Source organism: Aeromicrobium sp. SORGH_AS_0981 (genome assembly GCF_031453195.1).
Lineage (GTDB): Bacteria > Actinomycetota > Actinomycetes > Propionibacteriales > Nocardioidaceae > Aeromicrobium.
In genome coordinates, this window is the sequence record NZ_JAVIZD010000001.1 from 3,632,219 (window position 1) to 3,657,561 (window position 25,343).

Consider the following 25,343-nt stretch of genomic DNA (forward strand, 5'->3'; position numbering starts at 1 on the left):
TCCTGAGGTCGGCACCCCAGGATGGGGTGACGCCCACCGTGCAGGAGCCCCCGTGTCCCACGACGCCCTCGGTCCCATGGACCGACACCCCACCGCCTTCGACCTCAGCGACGAGGCGCTGCACCGCGCCCTCGGCACCGCCGTCGAGGAGGTCGCGGGCAGCATCAAGCCGCGCGCGACGGTCGCGTGCGTCGTGCCGTCGTACAACGAGGCCGAGACCATCGCGTCCGTGCTCGACGCGCTCCTGGTGCAGACCCGGCTGCCGGACGTCATCCACGTCGTGGTCAACAACACCACCGACGAGACCGTCGAGATCGCCAGCCACTACGCCGGCCAGCACCTCATGGAGCGTCCCGAGGGCACCCAGCTGGTCGAGATCTTCGTGCACGACATCGGCGAGAACCCCGACAAGAAGGTCGGCGCCCTGAACTACGGCTTCTTCCTGGCGGAGGGCTGCGACTACATCATCGGCGTCGACGGCGACACCACCCCCGAGCCGACGGCCGTCAAGGACCTGGTCGACGAGATCACCAGCGACGACCGCATCGGCGGCATCTCGGCGATCTACAGCATCGACGACAGCGCCCTGCCGACGACGATGGCGAAGTTCCTGACGGCCGGCCAGCGCGCCCAGTTCGCCGCCTTCAACATGCAGAACCTGCTGCGCGGCCGGAACATGGCCGTCCTCGGCGGCCAGTTCTCGATCTTCGCCACGCAGGCGCTCCGCGACGTCATGACGCAGACGCACCAGCGGGCCCCGTGGGTCAAGGACAGCGAGGTCGAGGACTCGCTGCTGTCGCTGCAGATCAAGAGCGCCGGCTACCTGACGAAGATCAGCGCGACCGCCCGCGCGCACGTGGGCGGCATGAACACGCTGCGCTCCCTCGACGCCCAGCAGGTGAAGTGGAACTTCGGCGCCATCGAGCTCATGTGGCCCGGCCAGCGCGGCGACACGAAGGGCCAGCCCTTCCACCCCAACCTGCGCCTGCGCTGGTTCGAGCACATGTCGATGGTGCTCAACATCATCACGCGGCTCATGTTCTTCAGCCTGCTGCTCGCCTCGCTCTCGATCCACGCCTTCGTCTTCAGCCCCTGGTGGCTCGTGCCGCCGGTCGTGGCGATCCTGCTGAACTACCGGGTCGCGCGGTCGATGCACTACGGGCACCGTCGCGACATCCTGTTCGCGGTGCTGCTCCTCCCGGCCGAGATCTACATGTGGATCCGCATCGGCCACTTCCTCCGCGCCTGGACGAAGTTCGCGAGCCGCAAGCAGACCGACAACTGGGCCGCCCAGGCCAAGGCCGAGCGCGGCTCGGGCAACAGCTACCTCTACCCCTTCGCGATCGCCCTGCTGGGCTTCGTCGCGGCCGCCGCCGTCTGGTTCCAGGTCCCGATCGACCTGCAGTCCTCCATCCTGGCCGTCGGCTGGCCCATCCTCGGTGTCATCACCGTCGCCCAGACCTTCTGGATGGGCATCAAGATCCTGCGCAACTACCGTGGCTACACGGTCTGAGCGCCTCCTCCATCCCCCTCGTCCTCTCGAAGGAAGCACACCCGTGACCAGCGCACCCCGCCGCCCCCTGCCCGTCGCCCGCGTGACGTCGGCCGTCGTCCTCGCCCTCGTGGCGTCGCTGGTCCTCGGCGCGTGCGGCCTCGTCGACCGCGAGCCGGCACCGGCCGCCACCCCGAGCGCCACCGCCTCGCCCACGCCCGCGTTCAACTCCCAGTTCACGCGGGACGGCACGTTCCAGTCGCACGTGAAGGTCGGCACCCTCGACTTCGTCTACACGATCTGGCCGACGAAGTCGACGCCCCGCACGAACGAGTGGTACCCCCTCGGCGACAAGTACTTCTCCTTCACGCTGCAGGCCTACGACCTCTCGCGCAAGCTGCGCGACCCGTTCCGCACGAAGCGACGCGTCTACCTCGGCCGGATCCAGGTCTCGTCGGCCACGACGACGTCCTCGGGCGACGTCGAGAACCCGTACACGCTCGACGCGGACGCGCGACGCATCACCTTCGACCCGGAGCCGGTCGCGTCGCGCTACGGCATGCTCATCACGTCGCCGAAGGGCGCCTTCGAGCTGCGCAACCAGAAGATCGGGCCGCTCGCCATGGACACCAAGGGCGTGACGCTGACCTTCAAGGCGACCGTGTGGATCCAGCGCCGCGCGGGAAGCCGCCAGTACGTGCCCGAGCTGGTGACGCAGGAGGTGCCGATCGCGATCTTCGCCTCGAAGACCCCCACCGAGGCGCAGAAGATCCCGATCAACGCCAACTGACGCCGCACCCCCGGGTGCCGGGCGGTGAGGCCGGACGAGGACGCCGGGCGGGCTCGACCGCTCAGGCGTCCTCGGCCATGCGGTACCCGACGCCGCGGACCGTCTCGATCCACCGCGGCGTGGTGCTGGAGTCGCCGAGCTTGCGCCGCACGTTCGCCATGTGCACCTCGACGGCGCGCTTGTCGGCCTCGTTCACGAAGTAGGTCGTGACGTAGTTCTGCCCCCGCAGCGTCAGGACGAGGTCGGCCTTGCTGCGCACCCGACGACCGGTCGCCATCAGCGAGGCGACGAGGTCGAACTCGGTCCGGGTCAGGTCGACGGTGCGACCGTCGACCGTGACCGTGCGGGTGTCGACGTTGACCGCGAGCCCGTTGCAGCGCATCCAGGCGTCGTTGCCGGTCTGGGCCGGCGGCGGCGCACCGGCGTGGACGGCCGGCGCGTGGCTGACCGCGTGACCGCCCGCCTGGTGGGTCGGGTAGGCCGGACCAGGGTCGACCGGCGGGGCCACGGGCTGGGGCGCGGCCTGGTAGCGCGGACCGGGGTCGGCGTAGGGCGCCTGCTGCTGCGGGACGTCGCCGTAGCGAGCGTCGGGGTACCCCGGCGCGGGAGGCTGCCGCTCGGCGTAGGTCGGCTCGGGATAGCCCGGCTCGGGATAGGCGGGCTCGGGGCGGGCGGGCTGCACGGGGTACGAGGCCGGCGCCTGGTGCCGGGCCACGTCCTGGTGGGGCCGCTCGTACGGCGGTGCCTCGACCGGCGGCGGCACCGGACGTCCCTGCACCTGCTGCGGGAGGTCCTGCGTCGCCGACGGCGGCGTCGACGCGACACCGTTCGGCGAGGGCTCGAAGCCTTCGACGTCGACGTGGTGACGCGGTCGGCGCATGACCGACTCGATCCGCGCTCGCAGCTCGCGGGGCCGGAACGGCTTCACGAGGTAGTCGTCGGCACCGGAGTCCAGACCCTGCACGACGTCGATCTCGTCGTCGAGTCCGGTGAGCATGATGATGTAGGTGGCGCTGAACTCGCGGATCAGCTTGGCGGCGGCGAACCCGTCCATGCCGGGCATGTTCACGTCGAGCGTCGTGAGCACGGGGTCGTACGCCCGCACCGCCTCGACACCCTCTGGACCGTCCTTCGTCAGGACGACCTCGAAACCGCTCCGGACGAGGATCGTCCGGAGCAGATGCCGGACGTCCGCGTCATCCTCGATGACGACGGCGATCGGCGCGCCACTCTCTCCCATGCGGCGAGCGTAGCAACGACCAGGGCCGCCGCAGACCGAACTGTCCCTCGTGCGGGCGAAGTCACCACCCGGCGGCGCGCGCCAGGTCGAGCGCGCGCTCGGCCCACCACTGCCCGGCGGGGGGCCCGCCGTTGCACGATCCGTCGCTCTCGCCGGGCGGCTTGATCCACAGGACGGCGTCGAGCGACCCGTCCCCGGCTGCCGGCGTCCGACCCAGCGCGCGACCCGGCGGGTTGCACCACTCGCCGTCCGAGCCGTTGCCGTTGCGGCCCGTGTCGATCACGTAGTGGCTGCCGCCCAGCGCCTGCGAGACGGCCTCCGCGTAGGCGCGCTCCCGGGCGTCGTCGGCGTAGAAGGAGACGTTGGTCGCGAACCCGCGCGCGTCGCCGACGCCCGCGCGCTCGAGCCGTGAGGCCATCTCCTGGGGGTCCACCCAGTCCGAGTGGCCGCCGTCGACGTAGGTCGTGACGTGCGCGTCGGCGAGCGTGTCGACCGCGTCGTGCAGCAGCGCGAGCCGGCTGTCGGCGTCGGCGCACTGGCCTGCGTCGGCGACGGCGTCGGGCTCGAGCACCGCGACCGTCGTGCCGATGCCCCGCGCACCGTCCGCGACCGCTCCGACCCAGTCGCGGTACGCGTCGGGCGGCAGCCCGCCCGCCGACTCACCGCCCTGGCAGTCGCGGTCGGCGATGCCGTAGACGACGAGCAGGGCCACCCGGTCGGCGTCGCGCGCCGCGGTCGCGATGCGCCGCACGTGCGCCTCCACCTGCTGCTGCGGCCACGCCTCGGGCGTCAGCCAGATCGCCGTAGGCGTGTCGGCCACGCGGCGCAGCACCGTCGCGTCGTCGCCGGACGCGGCGTCGGCCGCCTGGCGCGCCTGCGAGTGCGGGTCGACGTAGACGCGGCCGGAGGAGAACGGGTTCGAGCTCTGCGCCCCTGCCGGCCAGAACGGCAGGGAGACCCCGAGCAGGTGCAGCACGACCGAGACCGCCACGGCGGCAGCGACCACCCCGGCGGCCAGCTCCCAGCGACGCGTGTGCGACGACTGCACCTCGACCCTCCCTCTCGGACCGGCACCCGGTCACGGGCTGAGGATACTGGCCGGTTCCTCATCGCGCGGGCCGACGGTCCCGGCAGATCCAGGACCTTCGGCCCCTGCGAAACCGGGGATCCCGGCGGAGCACCCGCACTAGAATCGCGGTGGGAGACACGAGAGCCGTCCGCCGGCTCCGGAGGGAGATCGTCATGTCCGACGTACGCACGCGGGTGCCCGCACCCCGGCTGCTGCTCGGCATCCTCGCCGTCGTCGCCCTGCTCCTCGGTCTGGTCGCCCCCGTCCAGGCCGACGAGACCGGTCGCGTCCGCGGCGCCATCACCGAGGCGGGTACCGGTCGTCCGGTCAGGGACGTCACCGTCACCGTGTTCGACGCGTCGTGGCGCCAGAAGACGTCGTTCCGCACGAGCGGCGGCTACGCCACCCCGTGGCTGGCTCCCGGCACCTACCACCTGCGCGTGAGCGACCGCCGCCCCCGTTGGGACGTCAACGCCCGCGTCTCCCGCGACGTGAAGGTCGTCGTGCGCGGCGGCAGCACGACCATCGCGAACATCAGCATGGCCCGCGGCGCGAGCATCACTGGTCGCGTCTCGAAGGGCCCGGCCCGGGGTCGGGTCCTGGCCGCCGGAGCCCGCGTCACCGCGGTCACCCGCGACGGCACCGCCTACACCGTCACGGCCGACCGTCGCGGCGGGTTCGCGATCGGGGGCCTGCCGGCCGGCAACTACTCGGTGTTCGTCTGGGACGCCCGCCAGAGGTGGGTGGGCCGCAGCCTCTGGGTCAGCGGGCTGCGCCAGGGCCGCAACCGCGACGTCCGCGTGGCCCTCGGCACGCGCGCCGGCACCATGGTCGGCGACCTCTACGCCGGCCAGTCGGGCGTGCGGTCGGCGGTCACCCTGACCCTCGTCAACCGCACGACCGGACAGTGGTGGGTCGTGCGCGCCCGCGGCGGCGCCTTCACCGCGAAGGGCCTCGCGCCAGGCCGGTACGACGCGATCATCCCCGGCGTGCAGGGCTACGCCGGGGCGCGCGTCCACCTTGCGGGCAGCGTCCGCTCGGGCAGCACCACCGCCACGTCCGCCCGCCTCACCCGGGTCGGCGGACGGCTCGTCGGTCAGGTCAAGGACGCCACGTCGAACGAGCCGCTCGCCGGGGTCAAGGCCCTGCTCTTCGACGACAACGGCACGCGCGTCGGTTCGGCGACCAGCGAGGCCGACGGGGTGTTCCGGCTCGGCGGCACCCTGCCCACGAAGAGCTGCTGGCTGACGCTCGTGCTGCAGGTCGAGCAGCCCATCCACGGCCAGAAGTACCACAAGCTCACCGTCTCCGGCCTCGGCTCGAAGATCGGCACCGTCGTCTCGGCCGCCCAGCCCACGGTGGACGGCGGACCGTGCCGCAGCGTGAACGCACCGTCCGGCGGGGCCTTCGGCCTGGTCCGCGACGGGGCGCCCGTCCCGACGCCGACCCCGACGCCCACGGCGTCGCCGAGCCCGACCGCCACGCCGACGCCGACGCCGACCGCCTCGCCGACCCCGACGGCCTCCCCCACCCCGACCGTCACGCCGACCGCCGGCTGACCCCAGAACGACGACGCAGCACGACGACGCAGCACGACGACGAGGGGCCCCGGCACGTGTGCCGGGGCCCCTCGTCGTGGTGCGGTGGTCAGCTGAACAGGCTGGTGACCGAGCCGTCCTCGAACACGGCGGCGGTGGCCTGGGCCAGCAGCGGCGCGATGGAGAGCACGGTCAGCGAGTCGAAGCGCTGCTCGTCGGAGAGGGGCAGCGTGTTGGTGACGACGACCTCGCGCGCGACCGAGTTCTTCAGCCGGTCGACGGCCGGCCCGGAGAACACGGCATGCGTCGCGGCGATCACCACGTCGGCCGCGCCGTCGGCCTTCAGCGCCTCGGCGGCCTGGACGATGGTGCCGCCGGTGTCGATGAGGTCGTCGACGAGGATGCAGGTGCGACCCTCGACCTCGCCGACCACGCGGTTGGCCTTGGACTCGTTGGGGCGACGCGGGTCGCGGGTCTTGTGGATGAACGCCAGCGGCGCACCGCCGAGGGCGTTGGCCCACGACTCCGCCACCTTGATGCGGCCTGCGTCGGGCGAGACGACCGCGAGCGGCTGGTCGCCGTAGTTGTTCTTGACGTAGCGGGTGAGGATCGGCATGGCCAGCAGGTGGTCGACGGGGCCGTCGAAGTAGCCCTGGATCTGGGCCGTGTGCAGGTCGACGGTCATCAGCCGGTCGGCTCCGGCAGCGGTGAAGAGGTCGGCCATGAGGCGCGCCGAGATCGGCTCGCGACCGAGGTGCTTCTTGTCCTGGCGGGCGTAGCCGTAGAACGGCAGGATCACCGTGATGCGCTTGGCCGACGCACGCTTCAGGGCGTCGATCATGATGAGCTGCTCCATGATCGCCTCGTTGATCGGCGCGGAGTGGCTCTGGATGACGAAGGCGTCGCTGCCGCGGACCGACTCGTCGAAGCGGACGTAGATCTCGCCGTTGGCGAAGTCGTACGCCGTCGTGGGCACCAGCGGCACCTCGAGCAGGTTCGCGACCTCCTCGGCGAGCACGGGGTGAGCACGACCCGAGAAGAGCATGATCTTCTTGGTCGGCGTCTTCTTGAGCAGGTCACTCACCGGCGGTCTCCTCGGCGGGGTCGTCGACAGGGGCAGCGGCGTCGGCGGAGGGGGTGCCCGGCCGCTTGCGCTGCACCCACCCGTCTATGGTCCTCTGTGACCCGGAGCTCACGGCCAGCGCCCCCGGCGGGACGTCCTCGCGGACGATCGTCCCGGCCCCGGTGAAGGCTCCGTCGCCGATCGTCACGGGCGCCACGAAGACGTTGTCCGAGCCGGTCCGGGCGTGCCTGCCGACGACCGTGCGGTGCTTGTGCACGCCGTCGTAGTTCGCCGTGATCGTGCCGGCGCCGATGTTCGTGCCCTCGCCGATCTCCGCGTCGCCGACGTAGCTCAGGTGCGGGACCTTGGCACCCTCGCCGAGGGTCGCGTTCTTGACCTCGACGAACGTGCCGATCTTGCCGCGCGCGCCGAGCTCGGCACCGGGACGCAGGTAGGCGAACGGTCCGACGCTCGCCCCCGCCCCGACGACCGCGTCGGACCCGTGGGTGCGGACGACGCTGGCGCCGTCGCCCACCTCGACGTTGCGCAGGGTGGTGTCGGGCCCGATCGTGGCCCCCTCCCCCACGGTCGTCGCGCCGAGCAGCTGGGTCCCCGGGTGCAGGACGGTGTCGGCGCCGAGGGTCACGTCGGAGTCGATCCAGGTCGTGGCGGGGTCGACGATCGTCACCCCCTGGCGCATCCAGTGCTCCGTGGTGCGCCGGTTGAGCTCGGCGGCCAGCTCGGCCAGCTGCACGCGGTCGTTGACGCCCTTCGTCTGCCAGACGTCCTCCAGCACGTGCGCGCCGACAGGCTGGCACTCGTGGACGGCGCGGTCGACGATGTCGGTGAGATAGAGCTCGCCCTGGGCGTTGTCGGTGTCGAGCGTGCTGGTGGCGTGGTCGAGGAACACGGCGTCGACCACCATGATCCCGCTGTTCACCTCTCGCACCTCACGCTCGGTGTCCGAAGCATCCTTGTGCTCGCGGATCGCGACGACCGCCCCGTCCGCGTCGCGCAGGATCCGGCCGTAGCCGGTGGGATCGTCGATGATCGACGTCAGAACCGTGACACGGCTGCCCGAGCGCTGGTGTCCTTCGAGAAGCTCCACCAGGGTGTCGGGAGACAACAGAGGGACGTCGCCGTAGGTGATGAGCACCGTGTCGTCGAAGTCCTCGAACGAGATGCCCTCGGCCTTCAGCTGCGACGCGAGGGTGTCGAGCGCGACCCGTACGGCGTGGCCCGTGCCGCGCTGCTCCTCCTGGACCGCCTGCACGACGCCCGCGTCGTGCGCGGTGACGGCCGCGGACACCTGCTCGCGGTCGTGGCCGACGACGGCGACGACCCGCGCCGCGCCGACCTGCCGGACGGCCTCCAGCGCGTGGACGAGCATGCTCCGGCCGCCCAGCTCGTGCAGCACCTTGGCGGTGCGCGACTTCATCCGCGTCCCCGCCCCGGCGGCGAGGACGATCGCGGTCACGGGCGACGAGGAGGTCTCAGGCACGCCCGCCAGTGTACGGAGCCACCCGGCCCACCCGCCCCCGTCCACCACCCCGCCCTTGAACGGCAGGACCTGCTGGTCGAGGAGCGCGAGATACCGCTGGTCGAGTAGTCAGGACGAGCTTGCGAAGTCCTGACGTATCGAGACCACCCGGCAACGGCTCAGCGCGAGCCACCCCGCAGCGACAGCTTGGAGTGGTCTCGATACGTCGGACCCAGGCTCGTACCTCGCCAGGCCCGACTACTCGACCAGCGAATCGTTCCGCTGGTCGAGTAGGCCGACCGGCGACGAAGGAGCCCGGTCGGACGTATCGAGACCACCCGGCAACAGCCCCGCGCGAGCCACCCCGCAGCGACAGCTTGGAGTGGTCTCGATACGTCGGCCCCAGGCTCGTACCTCGCCAGGCCCGACTACTCGACCAGCGAATCGTTCCGCTGGTCGAGTAGTCAGGACGGCGAGCGCCAGCGAGCTCGTCCTGACGTATCGAGACCACCCGGCAACGGCCCAGCGCGAACCAGCAGAAACTCCACTGTCCACAGGAGTTTTCCGGGCTGGAGGGGGGTGTCGGAGGGGGTGCCTAGGTTGGAGACATGAGCCCCACCGACACCCTCCTGGCTGACGCGGCGACCGCGTCGCGTCGGGTGTGGGCGGGTGAGGCGGAGCAGGCTCGGGCGGTGCTGCGGTTCGTGGAGACCCGCCGCACCGACGCCCTCGCCCAAGGCCTGTCGGCTCGTCAGGTCGAGGACGCCCGGCAGGTCGCGATCCTGGAGGCCGCCCTCGAGCTGCACGTCGCGCAGGGGTTCGTGGCGAACCTGGTCTCGGCCACCCGCACCCTGGTGGTGGACCTGCCCACCGTGTGGGCTGGCCACCTGCGCGGTGAGGTCGATCGGGCCAAGGCCCGCGAGATCGCCTCGACCGCCTGGAAGCTGCATGCGCCGGAGAACGTGACCCGGTTGGACGAGACCGTGCTCGCCTACGCCACCAGCCACACGTTGGGTCAGCTGAAGGGGTGGCTGCGTCGGTTCCTCGTCCGGGTCGAGCCCGACCAGGCGATCGAGCGCCGCCAGGCCGCCCAACAGGACCGCAACGTCACGATCACGGCCCTGGATGACGGGATGAGTCTGCTGCAGGCCCTCATCCCCACGGCTGACGCGGTGTTGATCGACCGGGACCTGACCCTGGCCGCGAAGGCGTCCCGCAGCCAGAGCGCCGACGATGAGCGGACCCTGGCCCAGGCCCGCGCCGACGCCCTCGTCGACACCCCCCTCCAGAAGGGCGAGACCGACACCGCTGGCCGCACGCCGGTCGGCACGTCAGGGCGTGGCCGGTTCCACGTCGGGATCACCGTCTCCCTGGCCACCCTGCTCGGCCTCTCCAGCGAGCCGGGCGTCTCTGCCGACGGGCAGCACGTCCTCGACCCCGCCCTGCTCGCCGAGCTCGCCACCGCCGAAGGCACGTTGTTCTCGCGGTTGTTGACCGACGAGAACAGCGGGATCCTCGACGTGACCGAGCTGGGCCGCTTCCCGACCCAGCCCCTGCGTCGCGCGTTGGACCTCATCGACGGGACCTGTGACGTTCCCGGCTGCACCCGACCCGCCACCGGCTGCGACGTCGACCACCAGATCCCCCACGACCCCGACCCACCACCCGACGGACGACAACCCGGCCAGCAGCGCGGACCCACCACCGCAAGCAACCTGCACCACCGGTGCCCACCCCACCACGGCCTCAAGACCCGAGGAGCCCTCACCGTCACCCACGACGAGGACGGCAACGCCCGCTGGCACCTACCCACCCGCACCATCGAGGCCGAGACCGCGTTCACCCGCGCCTGGACCCGACGCCCCCGCACCATCCAGTTCGTCGAGATCCACCACACCCACCCCGACCACATCCAGTACCGACCCCGATGAGACGGGGCGCGCTCACCCAGCGCGACGCCCGGGTCCGCGTCACCATGGACGTATGAGCGACCCCATCGAGGAGACCACCGACGTGCGGACGCAGGAGGCTCTGCGTTCCCTGGAGAAGGCCCTGGAAGATCCCGAGATCGCGGACGCCTTCCGCGGCGTGCAGGAGCACCTCGGATCCTTCACCTTCGACCCGGTCGGCACCCTCGACGAGGACTGACCGTACGGCTCCCCGGGTAGGAGTCGAACCTACGTCGCTTGTCCTGATTCAAAGTCAGGCGGGCCCTGCCGGCAGACCAACCGGGGATCGTCGCGACGCAGAGCCACGACGGCCGTCCCAGGCTACCCGAGCGGACGGACGGCGACCGCGAACGTCCGACGGAACGGGAGCACCGTCCCGTACGGCCGACGCGGGTACGCCTCGCGCAGCTCCGCCTTGTAGTCCGCCACGAACCGCTCCCGCAGGTCGTCCGGCAGGGCATGCAGGACCGGGCGCGCTCCCGTGCCCTTGACCCACTCGAAGACCGGGTCGTCGCCTGGCAGCACGTGCAGGTACGTCGTCTCCCAGGCGTCGCACGACCAGCCCAGCGACGCGAACAGGTCGAGGTACGTCTGCGGACCGGTGCCACGCACCGAGAGCACCCCCGCCGTGTGGTCCGCGTAGGCGGGACGGTCCGCGACCTCCCGCATCAGTGCATGGCTCGGTGCGTCGGCGTTGTTCGGCACCTGCACGGCGATCGCGCCACCCGGCGTCACGTGCTTCGCCAGACGCCGCAGGACCTCCTCCTGCTCGGGCACCCACTGGAACATCGCGTTCGACGTGATCACGTCCACCGGTCCGTCGGGCGCCCACGTCGTCACGTCCGAGACGACGTACGACGCCTCGGGATCCTCGTTCGTCGCCGTCGCGCGCGCGACCATCTCGGGCGACGAGTCGACGCCCAGCACGCGGGCACCGGGCCAGCGGCCACGCAGCACGGTCGTGAGGTTGCCGGCTCCGCAGCCGAGGTCGACCACGACGCCGGCGTCCGACGGCACCCGGGCGACCAGGTCGATGAACGGACGCCCCCGGTCGTCGGCGAAGCGTAGGTACTGCTCCGGGTCCCACCTCATGCGGGACCTCGCAGCGCTGCCTCGACCTGGGACGCCACCGACATCAGGAGCGGGTCCTGCTCGCGACGTGCGACGAGCTGGACGGCCAACGGGAGCCCCCGCTTGCGCGACCGGCCGACTGGCAGGGAGACGGCCGGCAGCCCGGCGTGGTTCCACTGCGCCGTGTACGGGTAGAACGCGTTCATGCCGAGCACCGTGCGCAGACCGCCCTTGCCGGCGAAGTGCCCGACGGGCAGCGCGGGACCGCTCATCACGGGTGACAGGAGCACGTCGACGCCGAGCCGGTCGAGCACCGTCGAGCCGAACCGGTGCCCGGCGCGCTGCGCCCACGCCACCGCCGACGGGCCGAAGGGGCGGCCGAGGCGCACCACCTGACGGGTGCGCGGCTCGAGCAGCGACGGGTCGTCGACGCGCGACGCCGACTCGGCGATGCCGGCGAGGTAGCGCACGGTGAGCGCCTTCGCGTCGAGACCGTACGGCACCTTGACGGTCGTGACCTCGTGCCCGAGCCCGTCGAGCAGGCCCGCCACGTGGTCGACGGCCGACTTCACGTCGCGGTGCAGCGGCTCGGGACGCCCCGCGGCGGCGGCGCTCGTCGTCACACCGATCCTGAGCGTCCGTGGAGCCGTGTCAGCCGCGTGCGCGAGCGCGCCGGGAGCACCGTGCCCCACCGCGTCGAGGTAGACGGCGGTGTCGCGCACCGTCGGGGTCACGCAGCCCTGCGTCGAGAGACCGTGCCAGCCCCCCGAGCCGGGCACGAACCCGTGGGTCGTCTTGAACCCGACGAGACCACAGCTCGCCGCGGGGATGCGGATCGAGCCGGCACCGTCGGAGGCCGTCGCCACCCCGACCGCGCCCGCGGCGACGAGCGCGGCCGACCCCCCGGACGACCCACCGGGCGTGCGGTCGAGGTCGTGCGGGTTGCGCGTCACGCCCCGGGCCGCCGACTCGGTGAACCCGTAGATCGCGAGCTCGGGGAGCGTCGTCGTGGCCACGGGCACGGCACCCGCCGCGAGCAGCGCCTCGACGAGCGGGCCGTCCTGGCGCGCCACCTGGGAGACAGCCCGCGACCCGAGCCCGGTCACCCGGCCGGCGAGGTCGGCGTCGTTCTTGATGGCGACGGGCACGCCGAGCAGCGGCCCGGTCTCGCCGCGGGCGATCCTCGCGTCCGCCTCCGTCGAGGCGTCGAACGCCTCGTCGGCGAGCAGCTCGACGACGGCGTTCACGCGGGCGTCCTCACGCTCGATCGCGTCGAGCGTGGCGATGGTCAGCTCGCGCGCGGACACCGTGCGGTCGCGCAGCAACGGAACGAGGGTGGCCGGGCCACGGCCCACGAGGTCGTCGACGTCCATGGGCGACACCGTAGGCCCCCACCGGCTCGACAACAATCTCGACATCAAGATTCTTGACGAACTACAGTGTCGCCATGGGTGCCGACGAGCTCGACGAGGTCGACGAGGTCGACGGCATCGTCGCGGCCTGGCAGCGCGAGCGCCCCGACCTCGACACCCGCCCCATGCAGGTGCTCAGCCGGGTCACGCGCCTCGCCCGTCACCTCGACCGCGCGCGCCGGGCGGCGTTCGCGGCCCACGCGCTCGAGCCGTGGGAGTTCGACGTGCTGTCCGCCCTGCGGCGGTCGGGTCCGCCCTACCAGCTCTCCCCCGGCCGGCTCGTCACCGAGACCATGGTCACGAGCGGCACGATGACGAACCGCGTCGACCGGCTCGCGGGACGCGGCCTCGTCGCCCGCGAGGCCGACCCGGGCGACCGCCGCGGCGTGCTCGTCACCCTCACGGCCGCGGGTCGCGCGGCCGTCGACGCCGCCCTCGACGAGCTCCTCGAGCAGGAGAGGTCGCTGCTGTCCAGCCTCGACCCGGACGACGCCGAGACGCTGGCCGCGTCGTTGCGCACGCTGGCCCGCCACGTCTGACCCGACGTCGGGTCAGTCGGCCACCTCGAGCCACCGCTCCTCCAGGCGCTCGCGCTCGGCCACGACCTCCGCGTGCTCCGCGGAGAGCGGCACGAGCCGGGCCGGCTCCGTGGCCGCCTCCACCATCCGACGCTCGAGGTCGGCCTCCTGCGCGCTGAGCCGCTCGATCTGCCGCTCCAGGCGGGCCGCCTCCTTCCGCGCCTGACGGTCCTGGGCCGAGCCGCTGCCGGGCGACCCTGCCGGAACGGCGGGCGACGCGGCCGCCGCGGGAGCGGGGACGTCGGGCCCGGCGGGGTCCGCGGACCGGCGCAGCCGCAGGTACTCGTCGACCCCGCCCGGCAGGTGCCGCAGCCGGCCGTCCAGCACGGCGTACTGGTGGTCGGTCACGCGCTCCAGCAGGTAGCGGTCGTGGCTGACGACGAGCAGCGTGCCCGGCCACGTGTCGAGGAGGTCCTCGATCGCCGCCAGCATGTCGGTGTCCATGTCGTTGGTCGGCTCGTCGAGGATCAGCACGTTCGGCTCGTCGAGCAGGGTGAGCAGCAGCTGCAGGCGACGACGCTGACCGCCCGACAGGTCCTTGACCCGGTTCGACAGCTGGGCGCTGGAGAACCCGAGCCGCTCGAGCATCTGCGACGGGGTCACCTCCGCCCCGTCGGCCTGGTAGCTGGCGCGGCGCGCCGCCACGACGTCGCGGACCCGGTCGTCGGCGATCGCGTCGAGCTCCGTCAGCGCCTGTGTCAGGGTCGCCACCCGGACCGTGGTGCCGCGCTTGACCCGGCCCCGCGTCGGCTGCAGCCGACCGGCGACGAGCGAGAGCAGCGTGCTCTTGCCGGCGCCGTTGGGGCCCAGGATGCCGGTCCGCTCGCCCGGCGCGATCCGCCACTCGACGTGGGAGAGCACCTCGCGGTCGCCGAAGGAGACCGACACGTCGAGCAGGTCGACGACGTCCTTGCCGAGCCGCGCCGTCGCGACCCGTCTCAGCTCGACGCTGTCGCGCACGGGCGGCTCGCGCTCGATCAGCTCGTTGGCCGCGTCGATGCGGAACTTCGGCTTCGACGTGCGGGCCGGCGCGCCCCGCCGCAGCCACGCCAGCTCCTTGCGCAGGAGGTTCTGTCGGCGCGACTCGGCCGCAGCAGCCTGGCGGTCCCGCTCGACGCGCTGCAGGACGTAGGCGGCGTACCCGCCCTCGAACGGCTCCACGACCGCGTCGTGGACCTCCCAGGTGTCGGTGCACACCTCGTCGAGGAACCAGCGGTCGTGCGTGACCACCACGAAGGCGCCCTGGCCCGACGCGAAGCGCGCGTTCAGGTGGGCGGCCAACCAGGTGACCCCCTCGACGTCGAGGTGGTTGGTGGGCTCGTCGAGGAACAGCACGTCGTGCTCGCCGACGAGGACGGCCGCGAGCGACACGCGACGACGCTGGCCGCCGCTGAGGCCGGCGACGGGACCGTCCCAGTCGACGTCGGCGAGCAGCCCGGCGACGACGTCGCGCACCCGCGGGTCCCCCGCCCACACGTGCTCGGCGGTGTCGCCGACGACGGTCTGCGCGACCGTGAGCCCGGGGTCGAGCCTGTCGGACTGGTCGACGTAGCCGACGCGCAGGTCGCGGCGCCAGGTGACCCGGCCCTCGTCAGGCTCGAGCCGACGCGCCAGCACCCGCATCAACGTCGACTTGCCGTCGCCGTTGCGGCCGACGATGCCGACCCGCTGCCCCTCGGCCAGGCCGAGGGTGACGTCGTCGAGGACGTCCTTCGTCGGGAACGACAGCTGCAGCCCCTCGCCGCCGATGAGCGGGGTGCGACGGCCGGCCGGTGCGGCCACCTCAGACCACCCGCACGCCGGGCACGGGCCCGATCGACTGGACGACGTCGGCGCAACGCCCCGTGCCGGCGAGCGCGATCGCGATGTCGAGGCTCTGCTGCTCGTCGGCGGCGAGGAACACGCACGTGGGGCCGGAGCCGGAGACCAGCGCACCGAGCGCTCCGGCCTCCACCCCCACCTCGAGGGTCTGGGCCAGGTCGGGCCGCAGCGAGAGCGCGGCCTCCGTGAGGTCGTTGGAGAGCGCGGCCCCGAGCGCGACGGCGTCGCCCGAACGCAGGGCCGCGAGCAGCGCGTCGGGGACCTCGGGCGTCGCCAGCTCCCGGTCGGCGTTCAGCCGGTCGAACTCGGCGTACACCGACGCCGTCGACAGTCCGATGCCGGACACCGCGACGACCCAGTGGTAGGAGCCACGCGCCAGGACCGGGCTGACCAGCTCGCCGCGTCCACCGCCGATCGCGTTGCCGCCGTGCAGGAGGAACGGCACGTCGCTGCCGAGACCGGCCGCGACCGGCTCGAGCTCGTGCCGCGACCACCCGAGCCCCCACACGTCGTTGCACGCGACGAGGGTCGCCGCGGCGTCGGCCGAGCCGCCGGCCATGCCGCCGGCCACCGGGATCGCCTTGCGGATCACGAGATCCACACCGGCCTCGACGCCTGTCTGCTCACGCAGCGCGAGCGCGGCGCGCACGGCGAGGTTGTCCCGACCGCGCGGAACCAGGGACGCCTCGGTCTCGGCGCCCGGGACGTCGCTGGTCGTCTCGACCGTCACCTCGCCGGTCTCGTTCGCGGTGGCTCGGACCTCGTCGTACAGGTCGACGGCCTGGTAGACCGTCGCGAGCGGGTGGAAGCCGTCCTCACGGACGCCGCCGACGCCGAGGGCCAGGTTGATCTTGGCTGGCACGCGCACGCTGACGGTTCTCACCGCACCAACCTACCGATCCGCTCAGCCGAGGGCAGCGGCGATGCGCGCGAACGCCACGACGTCGAGCTGCTCACCCCTGGCCTGCGGGTCGACGTCGGCCGCGCGCAGAGCCGTCTCGGCCGCCGCGCCGGAGCCCGCGAGGCCCGAGAGCGCGGCCCTCAGCGTCTTGCGACGCTGCGCGAAGGCGGCGTCGACGACGCGGAAGGTGGCCCGACGCAGGTCGTCGTCGCCGGGCGTGCCACGTCGACGCAGCGACACGAGCGCGGAGTCGACGTTCGGCACGGGCCAGAACACCTGCCGTCCGACCGTGCCCGCGAGGGCGACGTCGCAGTACCAGGCCGCCTTCACGCTCGGGACGCCGTAGGTGCGGGAGCCGGGCGGCGCCGCGAGCCGGTGGGCGACCTCGGCCTGCACCATGACGAGCACCGACGCGAGCGTCCCGAAGCGCTCCAGCAGGTGCAGCAGCACCGGGACGGACACGTTGTAGGGCAGGTTGGCGACCAGCGCGGTGGGCGTGGGCCCGGGCAGCTCCTCGACGCGCATCGCGTCGGCCAGGACGAGGTCGAGACGCTCGACGTGGCCCGGCGCCTGCTCGGCGACGGTCGTCGGCAGACGCTGGGCGAGGACCGGGTCGACCTCGACGGCCACGACGTGGCGGGCGACCTCGAGCAGCGCCAGGGTCAGGGAACCGAGACCGGGACCGACCTCGACGACGACGTCGTCGGGGCCGATCCCGGAGTCGCGGACGATACGGCGCACGGTGTTGCCGTCGACCACGAAGTTCTGGCCACGCTGCTTGGTGGGCCGCAGTCCGATCGCGTCAGCGATGCGTCGGACGTCGGCCGCACCCAGCAGCGAGACCGGGGTGGGCGGGGTGCCGCTCAGTGCACACCGACCTTCGCGGCGCAGGACCACTGGCCCCAGCCGGAGCGCTGCTGCAGGATCTTGGCGTACTTGATCTGCACCTCGCGGCTGTTCTCGTGCGGGAGACCGGGGCCGCCGACGCTGTGCCACGTGGCGGCGCTGAACTGCAGGCCGCCGTAGTAGCCGTTGCCGGTGTTGATGCTCCAGTTGCCGCCGGACTCGCACTGCGCGATGCGGTCCCAGACGCTGTCGTCGCCGACCGCGGGGGCCGACTCGGTGGCCGGGGCCGCCAGCGTCGTCTCCTCCGGCTCGGGCTCCTTCGTGCCGCGGAGCACGACGCGCTTGCTGCCCCGGTCGGTGACCTTCTCGGTCAGCACGAGGGTCGAGCGGACCTTGCCGTTGGCCCGGGTGACGAGCACCTTCTGCTGCACGACGCGCGGCGCGCCGGCGCGCAGCACCTTCTCCGTGCCCTTCTCGAGGGTGTCGTCCTCGCGGACCTCCGTCTGCGGGGCGGTGCGCAGCGTGCGGGCCGTGTCGACCATGCGCACCCGCACGACCTCGACGCGCTCGCCCGGCTTGACCAGGGCGGCCTCGCCGAGGGCGTCGCCGGCGCGGACCTCGTCGGCGGCACCGAGCCGCACGCCGGCCTCCTCGAGCACCTCGCCCGCGGTGGGGGCAGCGCTCGTGACGGTCTTCTTGCGGCCGTCGGCGCGGACGGTGAGCTTCTTGGGGTTGGAGACGACGACCGTGGAGGCGGTGTCGTCCAGGCGCGTGTCCTTCGCCGCGTTCACCTCGGCGCCCTTGCGGGGCGAGACGTCGAGCTCGTCGAGGACGTCGCCGACGGTGGCGGCGTGCAGCCGCTCACGACGCACGGTGCCGTCGACGGCGACCGTGACGTCCTTGGCGTAGCGGACCTTGATCGTGTCGCCGTCGGAGACCGACGCGGTCGGCTCGGCGTCGACGGCGGCGTCCTTCGTGCGGACGTCGTGGCTCTTCAGCAGCGACCCGACGGACGTGCCGAAGGTGCGGACGGTGTCCTTGCGGCCGTCGACGTCGAGGGTCACGGTCTTGGAGAGCGTGCCGTAGGCGGCGACGCCGGCTCCGAGGACGAGGAGGACGGCCAGGTTGAGGGCGATGACGACGCGCTTCGTGGTCTGGCGGTGGCGGCGCCGAGCGGCGTCCGCGGGGTCCTGAGGGGTGGTCTGGGGGGTGTTCTGTCGAGGGTGGTGCACTGCTTTCCTCTGGTCGGGGACAAGGTCAGCTGGAGATGGGCAGCCCGTCCACCCTGCGCGAGGACGGCGCTGACGTCAAACAGCCGGGGTGTGCCGAGGCCAGGAGCCGCCGAACGCGCGGTCGGTGTTCTCGTCGATCGCCCGGCACAGGTCGTCGACGGATCGGCCCAGGAACTCGGCCATGAACCGCACCGTGTGGGGCACGAGGAACGAGGCGTTCGGCCGTCCGCGGTGCGGCGTCGGTGTGAGGAAGGGCGCATCGGTCTCGACGAGGATCCGGTCGGTCGGCGTGACGGCCAGCGCCTCCCGCAGCGGCTCGGCGTTCTTGAACGTGACCGTCCCGGAGAACGAGAGGTAGGCGCCGCGGTCGAGGCAGCGTCGGGCGACGTCGGCGTCGCCGGAGAAGCAGTGCATGACGGTGCGCTCGGGGACGCCCTGGTCGTCGAGGATCGCCAGGACGTCGTCGTGCGCGTCGCGGTCGTGGATGACGAGGGTGCGGTCGTGACGTCGGGCGACGTCGATGTGCGCCCGGAAGGAGCGGTGCTGCGCCGCGCGTCCGTCGACCCCGGTGCGGAAGTAGTCGAGACCGGTCTCCCCCACCGCGCGGACCGCGGGGTCCTGCGCGAGCGCCTCGATCTCGGCGAGCGCGGCGTCGAGCGTGCCGGCCTCCTCCAGGAGCGGCGCCTCGTTGGGGTGCAGCGCGACGGCGGCGACGATCGCCTCGTGCTGCCGTGCCGTCTCGACCGCCCAGCGCGACCCTTCGAGGTCGCAGCCGACCTGCACGATCCGGTCGACGTTGACGGCCGCGGCCCGGTCGAGGGCGTCCTCGACGTCGATCAGCAGTCCGCCCTTGATCCGGTGGTCGAGGTGGCAGTGGTTGTCGACGACGGGCGACGGGAGCGGCTCGGGTGCGTCGGGCCAGGGCCAGTCGGCGTCGCTCACGCGTCGTCCTCGAGGCGCGGGAACAGGCTGGGCACCTTCGTGACGACCGAGCCCTCCGGCAGACGCCCCCACTGCGCGACGGTCCCGATCGGCTGGTCGGCGAGCGCGCCGAGCGCCGGCTCGGCGCCCAACGACTCCCACAGCGACGCGGTGGCGCGCGGCATGACCGGGTGCAGCAGCACCGCGAGCACGCGCAGTCCTTCGGCCGCGGTCACGAGGATGGTGGCGAGACGCTCCCGCTGTGCCGCATCGTCCGCCTGCTTCGCCACCTGCCAGGGCGCCTGCTCGGTGAGGTAGCCGTTCAGCGCCTCGACGATCCGCCAGACCTGCGCCAGCGCGTCCTGCGGCGCGATCCGGTCGATGGCCCGGTCGGCCTCGACCGAGGCCTCCGCGACGAGCGCGACGAGCGCCTCCTCGGCGGCGGTGTGCTCGCCTGCGGCCGGCAGCGTGCCGTCGAAGTACTTGCCGATCATGGCCGCCACCCGCGACGCCAGGTTTCCGAACCCGTTGGCGAGCTCGGCGTGGTAGCGGGCGCGCATGTCCTCCCACGAGATCGAGCCGTCGGAGCCGAACGTGAGCGCGCGCGAGAAGTAGTAGCGGTAGGCGTCGGAGCCGAACACCTCGACGATCTCGTCGGGGCGGATGCCGTTGGCCTTGCTCTTGCTCATCTTCTGCCCGCCCACCAGCAGCCAGCCGTGCGCGAACACGCGGTGCGGCACGGGGCGTCCGGCGGCCATCAGCATCGCCGGCCAGATGACGGCGTGGAAGCGGGCGATGTCCTTGCCGACGAGGTGCACGTCGGCGGGCCACAGCTCGCCGAAGCGCTCGTCGTCGACGCCGTAGCCGGCAGCGGTGACGTAGTTGAGCAGCGCCTCGATCCACACGTACATGACGTGCGAGGGGTCCCACGGGACCTGGATGCCCCAGTCGAACGTGGAACGGCTGATCGAGAGGTCCTTCAGACCGCGCCGCACGAACGAGACGACCTCGTTGCGCGCCGACTCGGGCTGGATGAAGTCGGGGTTGTCCTCGTAGAGCTCGAGCAGCCGGTCGGCGTACTTGCTGAGCGGGAAGAAGTAGTTCTCCTCCGTCACGTGCTCCACGCGCGACCCGTCGAGCGCGGAGACCTTGTGGCCCTCGTCGTCGCCCTCGCCGTCGACGACGTCGTCCTCGGCCACGAACTCCTCCGAGCCGACCGAGTACCAGCCGCTGAACTCGCCCTTGTAGACCTCGCCGCGGTCGTACAGGTCCTGCCAGAACGCCTGGGCGCTCTTCTCGTGACGCTCCTCGCTGGTGCGGATGAAGTCGTCGTTGGCGATGTCGAGCAGCTCCAGCAGCGGCTTCCACTCCGTCTCGACCAGCCGGTCGGTCCACTCCTGCGGCGTGACGCCGTTCTGCTGCGCCTTGCGCAGCACCTTCAAGCCGTGCTCGTCGGTGCCCGTGAGGTACCAGACGTCCTCGCCGCGCTGACGGTGCCAGCGGGTCAGGACGTCGCCGATGACCGTCGTGTAGCCGTGGCCGATGTGCGGGGCGTCGTTGACGTAGTAGATCGGCGTGGTGACGTAGTAGGACACACCACGATCCTAGTGACCCGGTGGGACGCCCTCAGCGGGCGTGCGCGGCGTCGTAGACGACCCGCTTGCGCACGCCGGTGTCGGCGACGACCTTCGCGACCGCGTCCTTGCGGCTGAGTCCGGTCGCCTCGGCGTCGGCCACGAGGTCGCGGAGCGCGTCGGCGTCGAGGTCGGCGACGACGGGGACGTGGCCGGCGACGACCAGGGTCACCTCGCCGCGCACCCCGTGCTCCTGCGCGTCGGCCCAGGCGACGAGCTCGGCGAGGCTGCCACGCGCGACCTCCTCGTACGTCTTCGTCAGCTCGCGGCACACGGCGGCGGCACGGTCGGCCCCGAGCGCGTCGGCGAGCGCGGCGAGGGTCGCGCGGGTGCGGTGCGGCGACTCGAAGAAGACCATCGTGCGCTGTTCCGTGGCGAGCGCCGCGAACGCCCGGTCGCGTTCGCCGGCCTTGCGGGCCGGGAAGCCCTCGAAGCAGAAGCGGTCGACCGGCAGCCCGCTGACGGCGAGCGCCGTCAGGACGGCCGACGGGCCGGGGATGGCGCGCACGTGGACGTCGGCCTCGAGCGCCGCGGCCACGAGCCGGTAGCCGGGGTCGGACACGCTCGGCATCCCGGCGTCGGTGACGAGCAGGACGTCGAGCCCGGCGAGGAGGTGCTCGACGAGCTCGGGCGTCCGCTCCCGCTCGTTGCCCTCGAAGTAGGACACGACGCGTCCGCCCACCTGCGCGCCCAGGTCGCCCGCGAGCCGCCGCAGCCGGCGTGTGTCCTCCGCGGCCACCACGTCGGCCGCCCCGAGCGCCGCCACCAGCCTCGGCGACGCGTCGTCGGGCCGGCCGATGGGCGTCGCAGCGAGGATCAGCACCCACCCATCCTCCCACCCGCACCGATCGCCCTCCGAGCGGTGGATCCTCCACCGAATGCGCAGGAGAGGCGCCGGCGGTGGATCGTCCACCTTCTCGACCCTCACAGGGGGGAGGATCCACCGCTGAGCGGGTGTCCACAGCCCGTCGCCGGACGGCGGCGACGTCGTCCACAGGCTCGAGGCGACAGGTCCCACGACACGCGCCGAGCGAGTCGGATGGCTCCATGCGCCGTCCCACCCCTCTCCCGTCCGTGCTCGCCGGTCGGGCGTTCCACCGCTCGGAGGCGATCGCCGCCGGGATCAGCCCCAGGATGCTCGAGCACCCCCGGTTCGTCCAGGTCTTCCCCCGCGTATATCGCTCCCACGACACGCACCTCACCGCGCTCGAGCTGGTCGAGGCAGCGCGCCTGGCGCTGCCGCCCGACGCCCAGCTCAGCCACCTCACGAGGCTGCTCCCCTTGGGCCTCGACTTCGGCCCGCTCCTGCCGCTGCGATTCACCCTTCCCCGCGACCACCACCTCGCCTTCGACCGGATCTTCGTGCACAGGACGGTCGCGATGCCCCCGCACCGAGAGGGCTCCGTCGACGTCGAGGGCGCGTTCGTCATGGCCGCCGCCGAGCTCCTGCCGATCGAGGTGGTGATGGTCGGCGACTGGCTCCTGCACCGCGGGCACCTCCGCCTCGACCGCCTGCAACGTCTTTTGGACGACCAGCCCTGGCGGGTCGCCGCCCCGCTCGTGCGGCGCATGCTCCCTTGGATGGACCCGGCGGCAGCGAGCCTGCAGGAGAGTCGGCTCCGCTGCCTGGTCGTCGCCTCGGGGCTGCCCCGGCCCGCCGTCAACGTCGACCTCCACGACAGGGCGGGGCGGTTCCTCGCTCGCGGCGACCTCGTCTACGTGGTGTGGCGGCTCCTCCTCGAGTTCGAGGGCCGTCAGCATGCACTCGACGTCCGCCAGTTCCAGCACGACGTCCACCGCTACGGACGATTGCGCGAGGAGGCGTGGGCGTACGTCCAGGTGACGTCGGAGATGCTCGCCCACCCGCGGACCACGGTGCTGGAGGTCCACCGAGCACTCGTGCGCGCCGGCTACGACGGACCGGCACCACACTTCGGCCGGACGTGGCACGCCCTCCTGGCTGCTCCCCTGGTCAGCGCCCCCGGATCCGGCGGTGCTCTCGCCACCTTCTGAGGCCTGTTCGGGTGGTCGATCCACCGCTCGGCACGAGGACACACCATTCGGTGGAGGAGTCACCGCTCGGGTGGATGACAGGATGTGCCCGTGGAGGCACGCGATCGGGTGGTGGGCTGGTTGGGGCCGGCGGCAGTGGCGCTGCTGGCGCTCGGGCTGCGGGTGTGGCACCTGGGCCGGCCGAACCTGCTCGTCTTCGACGAGACGTACTACGCCAAGGACGCCTACTCCCTGCTGCAGCACGGCTACGTCCAGGACTTCGTGTCCGACGCGAACGAGAAGATCGTCGACGGCGTCCTGACCGGACTGACGAACGGCCAGCCGGCCTACATCGCGCACCCGGACGGCGGGAAGTGGCTGATCGCCGTCGGCGAGGCGATCTTCGGGATGAACTCCTTCGGCTGGCGGATCAGCGCCGCGGTCGTGGGCGCGCTCACGGTGCTCGTGCTCGCCCGCCTGGTGCTCCGCCTGACCGGCTCCGTATGGGTGGGGTGCCTCGCGGGGCTCCTGCTCTGCCTCGACGGGCTGCACTTCGTCATGTCGCGCACGGCGCTGCTCGACGTCTTCCTGACGTTCTGGGTCGTCGCCGGGGTGGCCTGTCTCGTGGCCGACCGCGACGCCGTGCGCGCTCGGCTGGACGCCTACGTCCGCTGGCGACCGTGGCAGCTGGCCGCCGGCGTGTGCTTCGGCATGGCCGTGGGCACCAAGTGGAGCGGTCTGTACGTCCTCGCGGCGTTCGGCGTGGTCGTCGTCGGGTGGGAGGTGCTGGCCCGCCGCACCCACGCCCGGACGCACGCCGCAGACCGCGCGAACGACGAGGGCGCGTCGCCTGCCCCGCGGTTCGGCTGGGTCCGCACGACCCTCGCGACGGGCCTGCCCGCGTTCGGCTACCTCGTCCTCGTCGCCCTCGTCGTGTACCTGCTCACCTGGACCGGGTTCCTGCTGCACCAGGAGGCGTACGCCGTCCGGTACGGGCTCGGCGACCCGTCGTGGGGGTCGTACGTCAGCTCGCCGACCCCGGGCTTCCTCGGCGGGGTCCTCGACGCGTTCCGCTCCCTGTGGCACTTCCACGTCATGGTCTTCGACTTCCACACGGGCTCCTACCTCGCGGGCAAGACCCACCCGTACGCGTCGAACCCCGCCGGCTGGCTGCTGCTCGAGCGACCCGTCGCGTTCGACGCCCAGTTCAAGCTCCCCGCCACCGCGTGCGGGGCCCCCGAGGGCTCGACGTGCATCCGCGAGGTCACCGCGCTCGGCAACCCGGCGGTGTGGTGGCCGGCCGCCGTCGCCGTCGTGGCCGCGGTCGTCGCATGGGTCCGGACGCGCGACGGTCGCTGGGCGGTGCCGGTCGTCGGTGTCGCGGCTGGCTGGCTGCCGTGGTTCGGCAGCACCGACCGACCGATCTTCAGCTTCTACGCCGTGCTCGTGGTGCCGTTCATGATCGTGGCGCTGTGCCTGCTCGTCGACGAGGCCCGACGCTGGGCCGACACCGCCCAGCGCCGCTACGCGGTCGGCCTCGGCGTCGGGCTGCTGGTCGTCGCCGTCGTCGCGTGCTTCTGGTACTTCCTGCCGATCTGGACCGACCGGACCATCCCCTACGACGCGTGGCTCGACCGGATGTGGTTCCGCCGCTGGATCTGAGGCCCTAGGGCCAGGACGTCGCTCAGCGCGCGGCGGCCCGGGTCGCGGTCCGACCCTCGAGCGCCAGGCCGAGGATCCAGGCGATCTCCTGCGCGGCGACGGCCGCAGGCTTCGACGGTCGCGTGATCGAGGAGAGCACGAGCCGCACCACCGCCTCGACGGCCACGACGAGCTCGGCGTCGTCGAACGGCAGCGGCGCGAAGCGGTCCAGCAGCTCCTGCCGCACGACGAGCGACGCGGCCTCGACGATCTCGCCCGACTCGGTGGTGAGGACGCTGAGGAGGTCGCCGTCCTGCTCCGACGGCACCGACGTGACGATCGTGCGGACGAGCAGGCTGCGCTCGCCGAGCTCGAGCGCGCCCTCGCACGCGGACCGGACGGCCTCGACGACGTCGTCGGCGGCCCGCAGCCGGTCCCGCACCACGGCGAGGAACCGGTCGAGCTCCCGCAGGGCCAGCGCCTGGGCGAGCGCGTGCTTCGTGCCCAGCTCGTTGTGCACCGTCTGACGACTCACCCCGGCGAGCCGCGCGATGCGCGCCATGGTGACGGCCGCCCACCCGTCGTCCTCCACCACGTGCTGGGCGGCGTCGAGCAGGCGTTCGCGGGTCGAGGGCACACCCGCACGGTACGCCCCCGCGCCCAGCGCGACCCC

At 72.5% G+C, this 25,343-nt stretch carries 22 protein-coding genes and 1 tRNA gene; 8 read left to right on the forward strand and 15 right to left on the reverse strand.

Features of this window, described 5'->3' with window-relative positions:
- Positions 1 to 52 precede the first annotated feature (52 nt).
- Both QE370_RS17920 and QE370_RS17925 read left to right on the forward strand, forming a co-directional pair.
- Complete coding sequence (locus QE370_RS17920) at positions 53 to 1,513, forward strand: glycosyltransferase (protein ID WP_253026367.1); 1,461 nt, start codon at positions 53 to 55, stop codon at positions 1,511 to 1,513.
- A gap of 43 nt (positions 1,514 to 1,556) precedes the next feature.
- Complete coding sequence (locus QE370_RS17925; protein WP_253026369.1) at positions 1,557 to 2,282, forward strand: hypothetical protein; 726 nt, start codon at positions 1,557 to 1,559, stop codon at positions 2,280 to 2,282.
- A gap of 61 nt (positions 2,283 to 2,343) precedes the next feature.
- On the opposite strand, the gene QE370_RS17930 is transcribed toward QE370_RS17925, so the two are convergent.
- Both QE370_RS17930 and QE370_RS17935 read right to left on the reverse strand, forming a co-directional pair.
- On the reverse strand, positions 2,344 to 3,522 hold the full coding sequence (locus QE370_RS17930; protein ID WP_253026371.1) for a response regulator transcription factor: 1,179 nt from the start codon (positions 3,520 to 3,522) through the stop codon (positions 2,344 to 2,346).
- A 61-nt stretch (positions 3,523 to 3,583) separates the two neighbouring features.
- Positions 3,584 to 4,570: a glycoside hydrolase family 6 protein gene (locus tag QE370_RS17935; protein WP_309635199.1), complete on the reverse strand. Its 987-nt coding sequence runs from the start codon at positions 4,568 to 4,570 to the stop codon at positions 3,584 to 3,586.
- A gap of 194 nt (positions 4,571 to 4,764) precedes the next feature.
- Between QE370_RS17935 and QE370_RS17940 the strand changes: the two genes are divergently transcribed.
- A complete protein-coding gene (locus QE370_RS17940; RefSeq protein ID WP_309635200.1) occupies positions 4,765 to 6,150 on the forward strand; it encodes a carboxypeptidase-like regulatory domain-containing protein in 1,386 nt (461 codons plus the stop codon).
- 88 nt (positions 6,151 to 6,238) lie between these two features.
- Here the strand turns inward: QE370_RS17940 and QE370_RS17945 are convergent, their stop codons facing one another.
- Together QE370_RS17945 and glmU are read right to left on the reverse strand one after the other, a co-directional pair.
- Entirely contained in the window at positions 6,239 to 7,204 is a 966-nt protein-coding gene (locus QE370_RS17945; protein ID WP_256475112.1) for a ribose-phosphate diphosphokinase, read from the reverse strand.
- A gap of 1 nt (position 7,205) precedes the next feature.
- A complete protein-coding gene (glmU, locus tag QE370_RS17950) occupies positions 7,206 to 8,693 on the reverse strand; it encodes a bifunctional UDP-N-acetylglucosamine diphosphorylase/glucosamine-1-phosphate N-acetyltransferase GlmU (protein ID WP_309635201.1) in 1,488 nt (495 codons plus the stop codon).
- A gap of 587 nt (positions 8,694 to 9,280) precedes the next feature.
- Here glmU and QE370_RS17955 point away from each other — a divergent pair.
- A complete protein-coding gene (locus tag QE370_RS17955) occupies positions 9,281 to 10,603 on the forward strand; it encodes a DUF222 domain-containing protein (protein ID WP_309635202.1) in 1,323 nt (440 codons plus the stop codon).
- A 52-nt stretch (positions 10,604 to 10,655) separates the two neighbouring features.
- Positions 10,656 to 10,820: a hypothetical protein gene (locus QE370_RS17960; RefSeq protein ID WP_158509177.1), complete on the forward strand. Its 165-nt coding sequence runs from the start codon at positions 10,656 to 10,658 to the stop codon at positions 10,818 to 10,820.
- 8 nt (positions 10,821 to 10,828) lie between these two features.
- Here QE370_RS17960 and QE370_RS17965 read toward each other — a convergent pair.
- From QE370_RS17965 to QE370_RS17975, 3 genes are all read right to left on the reverse strand, one after another.
- A tRNA-Gln gene (locus QE370_RS17965) sits at positions 10,829 to 10,907 on the reverse strand.
- 35 nt (positions 10,908 to 10,942) lie between these two features.
- A complete protein-coding gene (locus QE370_RS17970; protein ID WP_309635203.1) occupies positions 10,943 to 11,713 on the reverse strand; it encodes a methyltransferase domain-containing protein in 771 nt (256 codons plus the stop codon).
- The gene (locus QE370_RS17975; RefSeq protein WP_309635204.1) at positions 11,710 to 13,065 is read right to left on the reverse strand and encodes an amidase family protein; all 1,356 of its coding nucleotides are present in this window, start codon (positions 13,063 to 13,065) and stop codon (positions 11,710 to 11,712) included. The genes QE370_RS17970 and QE370_RS17975 overlap by 4 nt, the downstream gene beginning before the upstream one ends.
- A gap of 74 nt (positions 13,066 to 13,139) precedes the next feature.
- On the opposite strand from QE370_RS17975, the gene QE370_RS17980 reads away from it, so the two are divergent.
- A complete protein-coding gene (locus tag QE370_RS17980; RefSeq protein WP_309635205.1) occupies positions 13,140 to 13,643 on the forward strand; it encodes a MarR family transcriptional regulator in 504 nt (167 codons plus the stop codon).
- A gap of 12 nt (positions 13,644 to 13,655) precedes the next feature.
- On the opposite strand, the gene QE370_RS17985 is transcribed toward QE370_RS17980, so the two are convergent.
- From QE370_RS17985 to rsmI, 7 genes are all read right to left on the reverse strand, one after another.
- The gene (locus QE370_RS17985) at positions 13,656 to 15,464 is read right to left on the reverse strand and encodes an ABC-F family ATP-binding cassette domain-containing protein (protein ID WP_309635206.1); all 1,809 of its coding nucleotides are present in this window, start codon (positions 15,462 to 15,464) and stop codon (positions 13,656 to 13,658) included.
- A 1-nt stretch (position 15,465) separates the two neighbouring features.
- On the reverse strand, positions 15,466 to 16,386 hold the full coding sequence (locus QE370_RS17990) for a 4-(cytidine 5'-diphospho)-2-C-methyl-D-erythritol kinase (RefSeq protein ID WP_309635207.1): 921 nt from the start codon (positions 16,384 to 16,386) through the stop codon (positions 15,466 to 15,468).
- Between the two features lie 21 nt (positions 16,387 to 16,407).
- Positions 16,408 to 17,295 (reverse strand): 16S rRNA (adenine(1518)-N(6)/adenine(1519)-N(6))-dimethyltransferase RsmA, encoded by an 888-nt coding sequence (gene rsmA, locus QE370_RS17995; RefSeq protein ID WP_396127841.1) that lies wholly within the window; start codon positions 17,293 to 17,295, stop codon positions 16,408 to 16,410.
- The gene (locus QE370_RS18000; protein WP_308207045.1) at positions 17,268 to 18,482 is read right to left on the reverse strand and encodes a transglycosylase family protein; all 1,215 of its coding nucleotides are present in this window, start codon (positions 18,480 to 18,482) and stop codon (positions 17,268 to 17,270) included. Before QE370_RS18000 ends, rsmA begins: the two co-directional genes overlap by 28 nt.
- 75 nt (positions 18,483 to 18,557) lie before the next feature.
- Entirely contained in the window at positions 18,558 to 19,424 is an 867-nt protein-coding gene (locus QE370_RS18005) for a TatD family hydrolase (protein WP_253023976.1), read from the reverse strand.
- Entirely contained in the window at positions 19,421 to 20,998 is a 1,578-nt protein-coding gene (gene metG, locus QE370_RS18010) for a methionine--tRNA ligase (RefSeq protein WP_309635209.1), read from the reverse strand. Before metG ends, QE370_RS18005 begins: the two co-directional genes overlap by 4 nt.
- A 31-nt stretch (positions 20,999 to 21,029) precedes the next feature.
- A complete protein-coding gene (gene rsmI, locus QE370_RS18015) occupies positions 21,030 to 21,860 on the reverse strand; it encodes a 16S rRNA (cytidine(1402)-2'-O)-methyltransferase (RefSeq protein ID WP_253023972.1) in 831 nt (276 codons plus the stop codon).
- Positions 21,861 to 22,084: 224 nt separating this feature from the next.
- Between rsmI and QE370_RS18020 the strand changes: the two genes are divergently transcribed.
- Together QE370_RS18020 and QE370_RS18025 are read left to right on the forward strand one after the other, a co-directional pair.
- On the forward strand, positions 22,085 to 23,050 hold the full coding sequence (locus QE370_RS18020; RefSeq protein ID WP_253023970.1) for a hypothetical protein: 966 nt from the start codon (positions 22,085 to 22,087) through the stop codon (positions 23,048 to 23,050).
- 90 nt (positions 23,051 to 23,140) lie between these two features.
- A complete protein-coding gene (locus tag QE370_RS18025; RefSeq protein ID WP_309635210.1) occupies positions 23,141 to 24,691 on the forward strand; it encodes a phospholipid carrier-dependent glycosyltransferase in 1,551 nt (516 codons plus the stop codon).
- Positions 24,692 to 24,713: 22 nt separating this feature from the next.
- Here QE370_RS18025 and QE370_RS18030 read toward each other — a convergent pair whose 3' ends face one another.
- Positions 24,714 to 25,307 carry a TetR/AcrR family transcriptional regulator gene (locus tag QE370_RS18030; RefSeq protein WP_253023966.1) on the reverse strand — a complete coding sequence of 198 codons (594 nt, stop codon included), beginning with the start codon at positions 25,305 to 25,307 and terminating at the stop codon, positions 24,714 to 24,716.
- Positions 25,308 to 25,343 lie beyond the last annotated feature (36 nt).